We start from the raw sequence: 12,702 nt of genomic DNA on the forward strand, positions 1-12,702 counted from the left end.
CTTCCTACAAGAATAAGAGAGCACACCTATGCCCGTACCCGATCTGTTCCGCGACGGCCTGGCCCGTGGCTGGAAAACCCACAATGGCGCCGCCCTGGATAACGACCTGACCCTGGAAGCGGATGTCGCCATCATCGGCAGCGGCGCCGGGGGCGGTACCACGGCTGAAATCCTCAGCGCCGCCGGCTACAAAGTGTTGCTGATCGAAGAAGGCCCGCTCAAGACCAGTAGTGATTTCAAACTGCTGGAAGACGAAGCCTACGCCAGCCTTTACCAGGAAGGCATCGGGCGGATGAGTAAGGACGGCGCTATCACCATCCTGCAGGGCCGGGCCGTGGGCGGTACCACCTTGATCAACTGGACCTCCAGCTTTCGCACCCCTGACGCTACCCTCGCGCATTGGGCCAGCGAATATGCGGTCAAAGGCCACAGCAGCGCCGAAATGGCGCCCTGGTTCGAAAAAATGGAGCAGCGCCTGGGCATCGCGCCGTGGGCGCTGCCGCCGAATGCCAACAACGATGTGATCCGCAAAGGCTGCGAAAAGCTCGGCTACAGCTGGCATGTGATCCCGCGCAATGTGCGCGGTTGCTTCAACCTGGGGTATTGCGGCATGGGCTGCCCGGTCAACGCCAAGCAGTCAATGCTGGTGACCACCATCCCGTCCACTCTGGAAAAAGGTGGCGAACTGCTTTACCTGGCCCGCGCCGAACGGCTGAAATACAGCGGCGACACCATCAGCAGCCTCGAATGCGTGGCCATGGACGAACGCTGCGTAGCGCCCACCGGGCGCAAGATCAGCGTGAAAGCCAAGCACTATGTGCTGGCGGGCGGCGGCATCAACAGCCCGGCCCTGATGATGCGCTCCGACGCGCCCGACCCACACTCGCGGCTGGGCAAGCGCACCTTCCTGCACCTGGTCAACTTCTCCGCCGGGCTGTTCGACGAGGTGATCAACCCCTTCTACGGTGCGCCGCAATCCATCTACTCCGACCACTTCCAATGGCAGGACGGCACTACCGGCAAAATGTCCTACAAACTGGAAGCACCGCCCCTGCATCCAGGCCTGGCGAGCACCCTGTTTGGTGGCTATGGCAACCAGAACGCCCTGGACATGAACCAATTACCCCACACTCACGCCATGCTCGCCCTGCTGCGCGACGGCTTTCACCCCGACAGCCCAGGCGGCACGGTGGAGTTACGCGGTGACGGCACCCCAGTGCTCGACTATCAGGTCTCGCCCTACGCCTGGGACGGCCTGCGCCGGGCCTTCCACAGCATGGCCGAGATTCAGTTCGCGGCGGGGGCCAAATCGGTCAAGCCCCTGCATCACGACGCGCGCTTTGTGAACAACTTGGCCGAAGCCCGCAGCGTGATCGACGGTCTGAACCTGGAACTGCATCGCACCACCCTGGGCAGCGCCCACGTGATGGGCGGTTGCGCCATGGGTGAAGACCCAAAAAATGCCGTTGCCGACAGCCTGGGTCGCCATCATCAGTTGCGCAACCTGTCGATCCACGATGGCTCGCTGTTCCCCACCAGCATTGGCGCCAACCCGCAATTGTCGGTGTACGGACTGACCGCGCAACTGGCGAGCGCATTGGCCGAACGTCTGAAAACGGCATGAAAAGACAGGGTATTCACGGTATCTATCTACATAAGTCGACTTGGCCCACCGGTAATGCTGCGATACCATCCGGTTCCCCAACGGACTCCGCCAGGACGACGCGATGAACCGAGTGTTGTACCCAGGTACCTTCGACCCGATTACCAAAGGCCATGGCGATCTGGTCGAACGCGCCTCTCGCCTGTTCGACCATGTGATCATCGCGGTCGCGGCCAGCCCCAAGAAAAACCCGCTGTTTCCCCTGGAACAACGTGTGGAGCTGGCGCAAGAGGTCACCAAGCACCTGCCGAATGTGGAAGTAGTGGGCTTTTCGACATTGCTGGCGCATTTCGCCAAGGAGCAGAACGCCAATGTGTTCCTGCGTGGCCTGCGTGCGGTGTCGGACTTCGAATACGAATTCCAGCTGGCCAACATGAACCGCCAATTGGCGCCGGACGTGGAAAGCCTGTTCCTGACGCCGTCGGAGCGTTATTCGTTCATTTCCTCGACGTTGGTTCGTGAAATCGCCGCTTTGGGCGGAGATATCACCAAATTCGTGCATCCAGCCGTGGCCGATGCGCTGACGCTGCGCTTCAAGAAGTAAGGCTGCTCGGTCGGTGCCTGCTCGCACTGCGGGCGCCAATGCGGCACAATTGCGCGCATTAGTTTTCAGATGCCTTGGCAGAGTGCCCTGGCAGGAGTTTCCATGTCCCTGATCATCACCGACGATTGCATCAACTGCGACGTCTGCGAACCCGAGTGCCCGAACGCCGCCATTTCCCAGGGCGAAGAGATCTACGTGATCGACCCTAACCTGTGCACCCAGTGCGTCGGTCACTACGACGAACCGCAGTGCCAGCAGGTATGCCCGGTGGATTGCATTCCGCTGGACGAGGCACACCCTGAGACGGAAGAGCAGTTGATGGAGAAGTACCGCAAGATTACCGGTAAGGCCTAAACCTCTTCATTGCCCCTAAGGGCCTCATCGCAGGCAAGCCAGCTCCCACACTTGGATATATGAATACATTCAAATGTCGGAGCTGGCTTGCCTGCGATAGCAATATCAGCCTTCACCCAGCAATCAGCTCTGACACCTGGGGCAAAACACACTCGCCCGCTGCCCCAGCACCACATTGCGCAGCTCAGTGCCGCAGACCTTGCATGCCTCGCCGCCCCGGCCATACACGAACAGTTCCTGCTGGAAATACCCCGGCTGCCCATCGCCGCCGATAAAGTCCCGCAACGTGGTGCCGCCCCGCTCGATGGCAGCAGCCAGCACCCGCTTGATTTCAATCGCCAGCTTCAGATAACGCCCGCGTGAAATACCCCCGGCGGCGCGGCGTGGGTCAATCCCAGCTGCAAACAGCGCCTCGGTCGCATAGATATTGCCCACGCCCACCACCACCGCGTTGTCCATGATGAACGGCTTCACCGCCATGGACTTACCGCGAGACAGCTGGAACAAGCGCTCGCCATCAAACAGGTCGGTCAACGGCTCCGGCCCCAGCCGCATCAGCAGCTCATGGTTGTGCGGGTCGTGGCTCCAGAGCATCGCACCGAAGCGCCGCGGGTCGGTGTAGCGCAGGGCCATGCCCGATTCCAGCTCGATATCCACGTGCTCATGCTTGGCCGCGGGCATGCCGACTTCCACCAGGCGCAAGTTGCCCGACATGCCCAGGTGGCTGATCAAGGTGCCCACTTCGGCATTGATCAACAGGTATTTGGCCCGGCGCTCCACCAGCACGATGCGCTGCCCTGACAGGCGCACATCCAGGTCTTCCGGAATCGGCCAGCGCAGGCGCCGCTCACGCACCACCACGCGGCTGACGCGCTGGCCTTCCAGATGCGGGGCAATGCCGCGTCGGGTGGTTTCGACTTCTGGTAACTCGGGCATATGTACCTCTTGAATGACGGGTCAGTGCGCGCCCAGTTCGCGGATCGACAACTTCAGGCTCTCGAAGTCGTAGTCCGACAGGCCCACGTAATCCAGCACCAGATGGCCGATGGCGTTCCACTCATGATCCACTGGCTGATTGCCCAGTACGCGATAGGACGAACAGATATGCTCGGCCATCTTCAAAATGGCCAGCAGGTTCTTGAGCTGTGGGTTGCGCGACGTCTCATCGCTGAAAATCGCCAGGGCGTTATGGTGATTGGCGATGGCGTCGGTGACATGCTCCGGCAGGCGCCAGGACTTGGCGGTGTAGTAGCCGACTACCGCATGGTTGGTGTGGAACGCTTTGTTTTCGGTGTCGACCACGCGGCAATCCGGGGCGGCATTGGCGTATGCATCTTCCAGCACCGCCATGTAATTGGGGAAGCGCTTGAGCATCAGCGGCACGCCACAATCATGGAACAGGCCCAAGGCATAGGCTTCGTCCACGGCCTGGGAACCGGTGCGCTTGGCCAGGGTGAGGCAGGTCATGGCCACATCCTGGGCGGTGTCCCAGAAGCGGTTGAGGGTGACGATGGTGTCGTCGCACATCTCACCCTTGATCGACTGCGCGTTGATCAAATTGATGATCGAACGGCTGCCCAGCAGGTTCACCGCACGCTGGATCGAAGCGATTTTGTTGCTCAGGCCGTAATACGGCGAATTGACGATCTTGAGCAGTGCACCGGACAAGCCCGGGTCCTGGGAGATCAGCCGCGCAATCACTTCCAGGTCCGGATCGGGCATGTACTGCTCCATCTGCAAATCCACCATGATTTGCGGTTGAGGCGGCACGCTGATGCCTTGCAGGGCCTGTTGGATCTGCTCGGGGGAAAGCTCTTGGGACATAAGTACACACTCTGGGCTAGGCGCGAATTCTACCCCTTATGCCGATGTGGCCGACACCCAAAAACCCAAGTGAAACCCGATCGAATGTGGGAGCTGGCTTGCCTGCGATAGCATCACCACCGTACGTCTGATACACCGCGCCGCCCGCATCGCAGGCAAGCCAGCTCCCACATGAAAGAGTGCGCAAAGGGTATACTCCCGCTCTTTTTTCCGGAGCGACGTCATGTCCCTGCCAAGCCTGCGTCTCAAAGCCAACGCCGATCGTCGTTTGCGCAACGGCCACCTGTGGGTCTACAGCAACGAAATCGACGTGGCCGCCACCCCACTCCACGGCTTCCAGACAGGCGACCAGGCTATCCTGGAAGCGGCCGGCGGCAAGACCCTGGGCATCGTGGCCATGAGCCCGAACAACCTGATCTGCGCCCGCCTGCTGTCGCGCGACATCAAGTTGCCGCTGGACAAGTCGCTGCTGGTGCACCGCCTCAACGTCGCGCTGTCCCTGCGTGACCGCCTGTTCGACAAGCCGTTCTACCGCCTGGTCTACGGTGATTCCGACCTGCTGCCGGGCCTGGTGGTCGACCGTTTCGGCGACATCCTGGTGGTACAGATCGCCTCGGCGACCATGGAAGCGCATAAAGAAGATGTGATCGCCGCGCTGACCCAAGTGCTCAAGCCCAGCGGCATCCTGTTCAAGAACGACTCCGCCGCGCGCGACGCCGAAGGCCTCAACCGCTACGTCGAAACCGTATTCGGCCTGGTGCCGGAGTGGGTGGCGCTGGAAGAGAACGGCGTCAAGTTCGAAGCCCCGGTGATCCAGGGCCAGAAAACCGGCTGGTTCTACGACCACCGCATGAACCGCGCCCGCCTGGCCCCGTATGCCAAGGGCAAGCGTGTACTGGACCTGTACAGCTACATCGGCGGCTGGGGCGTGCAAGCTGCAGCCTTTGGCGCCAGTGAAGTGTTCTGCGTCGACGCTTCGGCCTTCGCCCTCGACGGCGTAGAGCGCAACGCCGCGCTGAACGGCTTTGCCGAGAAGATGACCTGCATCGAAGGCGACGTCTTTGAGGCGTTGAAAGAACTGAAAGCCAGCGAAGAGCGCTTCGACGTGATCGTCGCCGACCCACCGGCCTTCATCAAGCGCAAAAAAGACATGAAAAACGGCGAAGGCGCCTACCGCCGCCTCAACGAGCAAGCCATGCGCCTGCTCAGCAAAGACGGCATCCTCGTCAGCGCCTCGTGCTCCATGCACCTGCCGGAAGACGACCTGCAAAACATCCTGCTCACCAGCGCCCGCCATCTGGACCGCAACATCCAGATGCTCGAACGCGGCGGCCAAGGCCCGGACCACCCGGTGCACCCGGCGATTGTCGAGACGCGCTACATCAAGAGCACTACCTGCCGGTTGCTACCCAATAGCTGATGCTGTTCCCCTGTAGGGACTTGCGGGTTCCTACAGGCTTTTAGGAAATGTCGTACTGCCCCAGGCTTTGACTTTCCGTAGCGCAGACTCGATCCTCGCCCCTCTCATGGAACCGAGGCTCGCGCATGTCGAAGGCAATTACACAGGCTGAAAAACCGCTCTTGGTTTTCTGGCTGATGACCATGACTTTGCTGGGCGTCTTCCCCCTTGACGTCGTACTGCCCTCCTTTCCCGCCCTGGCTGAACACTTCCATACCTCGACCACCCATATCGCTCGATCCGTCAGCCTGTTCGCCATTGGATTTTCCTGCTCAATGCTGCTGATCGGCCCGCTGTCCGACAGAATCGGTCGCAAGAAGCTACTCCTGGCCAGTATGGTAGTAGCCATCCTGGGTGCAGTCGGGTGTCTGGCCGCCAGAAACACGCCCCAATTCCTGTTCTTTCGAGTCATTCAGGCCATAGGCTGCGGTGGTTTCATACTGTCCCAAGCGCTGGTGCAGGACCTTTTTTTCGGCAGGGAACAGGAGCGGTTGCGCATAGCAATGGCCACGGCCGGAGGCATTTTCATCTCGATTTCCCCAGTGCTGGGCGCATGGCTGCAATTGCACTGGGGATGGAAAGCCAGCTTCTACGCGTTTATCGCCCTCTGTGCTGCAACGTGGATTATGGCTCACCGATTACTGCATGGCGGCTTCCCTCCAACCGCGCCAAGCGAGCGGGGTATTTTCAGGGCCTACGCCAAGGTTTTCGCCAACAGACATTTCGCCAGCTACGCCACGATCTCCGCGATCACCTTCGCCTGTCATTTCTCATTCATCGTTGTGTCACCGCTCATTTTCATGGACCAGTTAAAGCTGTCACCCCATGAGTACTCATTGACCTTGCTTCTCTACGGCGCCGCCTACGTAGTGGGAGGCCTCTGTGCCGGCGTCCTGCACAAACGGCTGGCGGCGGCTACCCAGATGGCAGTCGGGTTGGTTCTGATCGCTATCTCTGGCGTGGTCATGCTGCTGTTGGCCTACCTGTTCGGCTTATCAACCCCGACAGTGTTGGTGCCCATGCTGCTCTGCACGGCGGGCACCACCATCACCCGGCCCATTTCCAACTCCAAGGCCATGAGCCTGTTTCCAGACAATGCGGGAGCCGCAGCTTCCGCCGTTGCGGCAGTGCTGTTCATTGCTGGCGGCTGTATCAGTGCGTTTATCAGCACCTTTACCCACCAGTTGAGTACTGCGCTTGGCTTGTGTTTTCTGATCCTGAGCCTTGCCGCCCTTGCGTTGAACTCATGGGCACGGCGGCACCCGCACGTCCTGTAGCGGCTAACTTCAAGGTTGCGCCCATTCCCTCCAGCCGCCAGCGGTGTAGAATCGGCCCTATTCATCGCCAGTCATCCCCGGCGGGTTTATGAGCTCGAGGCCCAAGCACGCGGCGATCCCGCGACGCGAGTGGCAACTTCCGGACACACGGCCATTTTCTGAGTGTTCCAGTCGTCAATTAGAAGCTCACTCCCCTTTAGTACTTGATTAGCCGCCCGGAGTGCTCCAATGCCTGATTACCGCTCGAAAACATCCACCCACGGCCGCAACATGGCCGGCGCGCGCGCGCTGTGGCGTGCCACGGGGATGAAAGATGACGACTTCAAGAAGCCGATCATCGCGATTGCCAACTCGTTCACCCAGTTCGTGCCGGGCCATGTCCATCTCAAGGACCTGGGCCAACTGGTCGCCCGCGAGATCGAACGCGCCGGTGGCGTGGCTAAAGAATTCAACACCATCGCCGTGGACGACGGCATCGCCATGGGCCATGACGGCATGCTGTATTCCCTGCCGAGCCGCGAGATCATCGCTGACTCCGTGGAGTACATGGTCAACGCCCACTGCGCCGACGCCATTGTGTGCATCTCCAACTGCGACAAGATCACCCCCGGCATGTTGATGGCTGCCTTGCGCCTGAACATCCCGGTGATCTTCGTCTCCGGCGGGCCGATGGAAGCCGGCAAGACCAAACTCGCCTCCCACGGCCTCGACCTCGTCGACGCCATGGTGATCGCCGCCGATTCCAGCGCTTCTGACGAGAAGGTCGCCGAATACGAGCGCAGCGCCTGCCCGACCTGCGGTTCGTGCTCCGGCATGTTCACCGCCAACTCGATGAACTGCCTGGTGGAAGCCCTGGGCCTCGCCTTGCCGGGCAACGGTTCCACACTGGCCACTCACAGCGACCGCGAGCAGTTGTTCCTGCAGGCCGGCCGCACCATCGTCGAGCTGTGCAAGCGTTACTACGGCGAGAACGATGAGTCGGTGTTGCCGCGCAATATCGCCAACTTCAAGGCGTTCGAAAACGCCATGACCCTGGACATCGCCATGGGCGGTTCCACCAACACCATTCTGCATTTGCTGGCTGCCGCCCAGGAAGCCGAGATCGACTTCGACCTGCGCGACATCGACCGCCTGTCCCGTCACGTGCCACAGCTGTGCAAGGTCGCGCCGAACATCCAGAAGTACCACATGGAAGACGTGCACCGCGCCGGCGGGATCTTCTCAATCCTCGGCTCCCTGGCCCGTGGCGGCCTGCTGCACACAGACCTGCCAACCGTGCACAGCAAGTCCATCGCCGAAGGCATCGCCAAATGGGACATCACCCAGACTGACGACGAAACCGTGCACACCTTCTTCAAGGCCGGCCCGGCCGGTATCCCCACCCAGACCGCGTTCAGCCAGTCGACCCGCTGGGACACCCTGGACGACGACCGTGAAAACGGCTGCATCCGCAGTGTCGAGCACGCCTACTCGCAAGAAGGCGGCCTGGCCGTGCTGTACGGCAACATCGCCCTCGACGGCTGTGTGGTGAAAACGGCAGGTGTGGATGAATCCATCCACGTTTTCGAAGGCCGCGCCAAGATCTACGAAAGCCAGGACAGCTCGGTACGCGGCATCCTCGCGGACGAAGTCAAGGAAGGCGATATCGTGATCATCCGCTACGAAGGCCCTAAAGGCGGCCCGGGTATGCAGGAGATGCTTTACCCCACGTCCTATCTGAAATCCAAAGGCCTGGGCAAAGCCTGCGCCCTGCTGACCGACGGCCGTTTCTCCGGCGGCACGTCGGGCCTGTCCATCGGCCACGCTTCCCCGGAAGCCGCTGCCGGCGGCGCGATTGGCCTGGTGCAGGATGGCGACAAGGTGCTGATCGACATTCCGAACCGCTCGATCAACCTGTTGATCAGCGATGAAGAACTGGCAGCACGCCGGGTTGAGCAGGACAAGAAAGGCTGGAAGCCGGTGGAGAAGCGCCCGCGCAAAGTCACCACCGCGTTGAAGGCCTACGCGTTGTTGGCCACCAGCGCCGACAAGGGTGCGGTGCGCAACAAAGCCATGCTCGACGGCCTGTAAGCCCCGCGCATAAAAAAGCCCCGCCAGGTGCGGGGCTTTTTTTGTCTGCAGAAAAACCCCAAGACATTGGAGATCAAATGCGGGAGCTGGCTTGCCTGCGATTGCATCACCTCGGAGTACATGAAGTACCGAGGTGTCTGCATCGCAGGCAAGCCAGCTCCCACAGTGACTGCACTTCGACTTAAGGCTCTTTACTGAATCTCCTCCGGTTTCACGATCACCCAGTTCTTGTCCGCCGTCACCGGCAGCCCTTCCTTGGCTTGCGCCGCCGCGTGCTTGGCGATCATGCCGTTGAGTTGGGTCATGTACTTGTCTTTGCGGTTGATCCACAGGTGGATGCCGCCCTTGGCCACGTCCACATCGTGGAACAGCATGTAGCCATCGCTGGTCGGTGTGTCACCGCCGACAATCACTGGTTTTTTCCATTCGTCGATGTAGGTGAGGATCGCCGCGTGCTTACCGGCCATCCAGGTCGCCGGGGTCCACAGGTAGGGAGTCAGTTCCAGGCCGAGGTTGCTATTCTCGTCATACTTGCCGGCAGTGATCTGTTTGCGTGCGGTGGTCAGCTCGCCGGTCTTGCGGTCCTTGAGCATCGTGGTCACGCCGATGACGTTCTCGGGTTTGACGTTGTAGCCGTACTTCGGATCAGCCGCGACCATGCGCACCAGCTCCTCGGACGCGGCGGTCATCACATAGACCTCGATGCCGTTTTCCATCAGTTTGTTGTACAGCTCGGCCTGGCCGGTGAAGACTTTCGGCGGCTGTATCTCGGATTTTTTCACCACGTCGCCTTCGAAATAGCTGACCGGCACGGGCTTGCCGGAGGCCATCAGCTCGTCGACCTGCACTTTGAGTTCCTTGAGGGTAAAGCCGGAAAAAATCTGCGCAACCCACGGGTAGCAGACCATGTCGTCGACTTCGCACAGGCGATAGTAGTAGCTGAACAGACTTTCCTTATGGTCGGCGGTGTCTTTGAAGGGGATAAGCTTGAGCGAAGGGTCCATGGTTTCGCGGGTGATCAGGCCCTTGTTTTCCATGAACGGCAGCAGCGACTCTTCAAGGTCATAGCGGTAGCTGGTGTTGTCCATGTCGAACACCGCGTAGTTACCCTTGTTGGCATTGGCGGCGATCATTTCGTTGAGTTGTTTGGCGGCAGGTGCCGGCCAGTGTTTCAACTCGGTGGCGGCAAACGCCTGGCTGGCGAGCCCGAGGCAAAAGGCGGCGGATAACAGTAGTTTCGGCGCGAGCTTCATAGGCGTTGTCTCCCTCAAGTGAAAGACATCGACGCTAACAAATCCGTATGACAGTTATCGCCCGAGCGCGACCGCTGACGTCGCGATTGCGCCAAGGGCATACGCCTGGGCGTCAAACGCTTATTCCAAAAACGACAGTCGCCATTCCATATTGGTATTAAATCAATATATTTCAAGCTGTTAGGCTTCCCGGTTCGCAATCGCAGGCTCACGCGATTGGCTGGCTTCTCAACGGAGCTTCAATGAATCTGCCCCTGATTCTCAATTTATTGGTGTTCGTGGCCCTGTTGCTGGGCCTGGCACAAACTCGCCGTACTAACTGGAGCCTGGCCAAGAAGGTGCTGTTCGCCCTGGTGCTGGGCGTGCTGTTCGGCGCGGCGTTGCACACGATCTATGGCGACGGCAACCCGGTGCTCAAAGCCTCCATCGGCTGGTTTGACCTGGTCGGCAACGGCTATGTGCAGCTGCTGCAAATGATCGTGATCCCGCTGGTGTTCGCCTCGATCCTCAGTGCCGTGGCGCGCCTGCACAACGCCTCGTCCCTGGGCAAGATCAGCTTCCTGACCATCGGCACGCTGCTGTTCACCACGGCCATCGCGGCGCTGATCGGCATCGGCCTGACCAACCTGTTCGGCCTCACCGCCGAAGGCCTGGTGGCCGGCACCCAGGAAATGGCGCGCCTGCAAGTGATCCAGAGTGATTACGCTGGCAAGGTTGCCGACCTGAATATCCCGCAGTTGCTGCTGTCGTTCGTGCCGGCCAACCCGTTCGCCGACCTGGCCCGGGCCAAGCCGACGTCGATCATCAGCGTGGTGATTTTCGCCGCGTTCCTTGGAGTTGCCGCGCTGCAACTGCTCAAGGACGACGTGGAAAAAGGCCAGAAAGTCCTTAACGCCATCGACACCCTGCAAGCCTGGGTGATGCGCCTGGTGCGCCTGGTGATGAAGCTGACCCCCTACGGCGTGCTGGCGCTGATGACCAAAGTGGTCGCTGGTTCCAACCTGCAAGACATCATCAAGCTGGGCAGTTTCGTGGTGGTGTCGTACCTGGCCCTGGGCCTGATGTTCGTGGTGCATGGCCTGCTGCTGTCCCTGGCCGGGATCAACCCGCTACGCTTCTTCCGCAAGGTGTGGCCGGTACTGACCTTTGCCTTTACCAGCCGCTCCAGCGCTGCAAGCATCCCGCTGAGCATTGAAGCGCAGACCCGTCGCCTGGGCATTCCGCAATCCATCGCCGGTTTCGCCGCCTCGTTTGGCGCGACCATCGGCCAGAACGGTTGCGCCGGTCTTTACCCTGCCATGTTGGCGGTGATGGTCGCGCCGACCGTGGGCATCAACCCGCTGGACCCGCTGTGGATCGCAACCCTGGTGACGATTGTGACCTTGAGTTCGGCGGGCGTTGCCGGCGTAGGCGGCGGTGCGACCTTTGCCGCGCTGATCGTGCTGCCCGCCATGGGCTTGCCGGTGTCACTGGTGGCGCTGTTGATTTCCGTGGAACCGCTGATCGACATGGGCCGCACGGCGTTGAACGTCAATGGTTCGATGACGGCGGGGGCGATTACCAGCCAGATCATGGGGCAGACGGATAAGGCCTTGCTGGATGCCGATGAGCATGCCGAGTTAGCGCAGGTCTGATAGACCGCTATAGCAGGCAAGCCAGCTCCCACATTTGAATGTATTCACACATCAAACTGTGGGCGCTGGCTTGCCTGCGATGCTTTTAGGCTTTTTCCCACACTTCGAAGTTGTAGGCCGGCTTATCACCTTCAGCCGGATTCTCGACATTCGACACCAGCTTCCACTGGTTCATATCAAACTCTGGAAACCACGCATCCCCTTCCGGGCTCAGCGCCACGCGGGTCAGGTACAAGCGATCGGCCTGTTCCAGCCCCTGTGCATACAACTGCGCGCCGCCGATCAGCATCAGCTCGTCCACGCCTTGCGCCTTGGCCCACTCCTCAGCCCGCTCTACCGCTGCGTCCAGTGACGGAAACACTTGCGCACCTTCCAACACAAGATCGGTCTGACGGCTGACCACCAGGTTCAAGCGCCCCGGCAGCGGTCGGCCCAGGGAGTCCCAGGTCTTGCGCCCCATGATGATCGGCTTGCCAAGGGTGGTGGCTTTGAAATATTTGAAATCCCCCGGCAAATGCCAGGGCATGCTGTTGTCGACGCCGATCACACGGTTTTCACCGAGGGCTGCGATCAGGCTTAAAGGGAGAGTTTTTTTCATGGCGACGAGAATACCAGAGCGGCGAG

Annotated in this window: 11 protein-coding genes; 7 read left to right on the plus strand and 4 right to left on the minus strand. The window is 60.4% G+C overall.

All coding sequences use genetic code 11. The features are described 5' to 3' along the window. Positions 1–28 precede the first annotated feature (28 nt). The 3 genes from AC4PS6_RS09080 to AC4PS6_RS09090 all read left to right on the plus strand — a co-directional run bounded on the left by AC4PS6_RS09080 (position 29) and on the right by AC4PS6_RS09090 (position 2,561). The gene (locus AC4PS6_RS09080; RefSeq protein WP_198832950.1) at positions 29–1,624 is read left to right on the plus strand and encodes a GMC family oxidoreductase; all 1,596 of its coding nucleotides are present in this window, start codon (positions 29–31) and stop codon (positions 1,622–1,624) included. A 103-nt stretch (positions 1,625–1,727) separates the two neighbouring features. Continuing rightward, entirely contained in the window at positions 1,728–2,207 is a 480-nt protein-coding gene (gene coaD, locus AC4PS6_RS09085) for a pantetheine-phosphate adenylyltransferase (RefSeq protein WP_003195136.1), read from the plus strand. Positions 2,208–2,309: 102 nt separating this feature from the next. Continuing rightward, the gene (locus tag AC4PS6_RS09090) at positions 2,310–2,561 is read left to right on the plus strand and encodes a YfhL family 4Fe-4S dicluster ferredoxin (RefSeq protein ID WP_003195146.1); all 252 of its coding nucleotides are present in this window, start codon (positions 2,310–2,312) and stop codon (positions 2,559–2,561) included. 123 nt (positions 2,562–2,684) lie between these two features. Here the strand turns inward: AC4PS6_RS09090 and mutM are convergent, their stop codons facing one another. Further along, complete coding sequence (gene mutM, locus AC4PS6_RS09095) at positions 2,685–3,497, minus strand: bifunctional DNA-formamidopyrimidine glycosylase/DNA-(apurinic or apyrimidinic site) lyase (protein ID WP_014720348.1); 813 nt, start codon at positions 3,495–3,497, stop codon at positions 2,685–2,687. Positions 3,498–3,518: 21 nt separating this feature from the next. Next, entirely contained in the window at positions 3,519–4,331 is an 813-nt protein-coding gene (locus AC4PS6_RS09100; protein WP_177324614.1) for an HDOD domain-containing protein, read from the minus strand. 277 nt (positions 4,332–4,608) lie between these two features. Between AC4PS6_RS09100 and AC4PS6_RS09105 the strand changes: the two genes are divergently transcribed. From AC4PS6_RS09105 to ilvD, 3 genes are all read left to right on the plus strand, one after another. Then, positions 4,609–5,805: a class I SAM-dependent rRNA methyltransferase gene (locus AC4PS6_RS09105; protein WP_492180775.1), complete on the plus strand. Its 1,197-nt coding sequence runs from the start codon at positions 4,609–4,611 to the stop codon at positions 5,803–5,805. Positions 5,806–5,930: 125 nt separating this feature from the next. Then, positions 5,931–7,121, plus strand: coding sequence for an MFS transporter (locus AC4PS6_RS09110; RefSeq protein ID WP_198832949.1), 1,191 nt, complete (start codon positions 5,931–5,933; stop codon positions 7,119–7,121). A 228-nt stretch (positions 7,122–7,349) separates the two neighbouring features. Continuing rightward, positions 7,350–9,191 (plus strand): dihydroxy-acid dehydratase, encoded by a 1,842-nt coding sequence (gene ilvD / locus AC4PS6_RS09115; protein ID WP_320399949.1) that lies wholly within the window; start codon positions 7,350–7,352, stop codon positions 9,189–9,191. A 191-nt stretch (positions 9,192–9,382) separates the two neighbouring features. On the opposite strand, the gene AC4PS6_RS09120 is transcribed toward ilvD, so the two are convergent. Next, complete coding sequence (locus AC4PS6_RS09120) at positions 9,383–10,444, minus strand: HAD family hydrolase (protein WP_336826823.1); 1,062 nt, start codon at positions 10,442–10,444, stop codon at positions 9,383–9,385. Positions 10,445–10,686: 242 nt separating this feature from the next. Here AC4PS6_RS09120 and AC4PS6_RS09125 point away from each other — a divergent pair, with 242 nt between their 5' ends. Beyond that, positions 10,687–12,078 (plus strand): L-cystine transporter, encoded by a 1,392-nt coding sequence (locus AC4PS6_RS09125; RefSeq protein ID WP_336826824.1) that lies wholly within the window; start codon positions 10,687–10,689, stop codon positions 12,076–12,078. An 85-nt stretch (positions 12,079–12,163) separates the two neighbouring features. On the opposite strand, the gene AC4PS6_RS09130 is transcribed toward AC4PS6_RS09125, so the two are convergent. Further along, positions 12,164–12,676 (minus strand): dihydrofolate reductase, encoded by a 513-nt coding sequence (locus AC4PS6_RS09130; protein WP_019817767.1) that lies wholly within the window; start codon positions 12,674–12,676, stop codon positions 12,164–12,166. Positions 12,677–12,702: the final 26 nt, after the last annotated feature.

Source organism: Pseudomonas sp. DW-iso17, assembly GCF_058725345.1.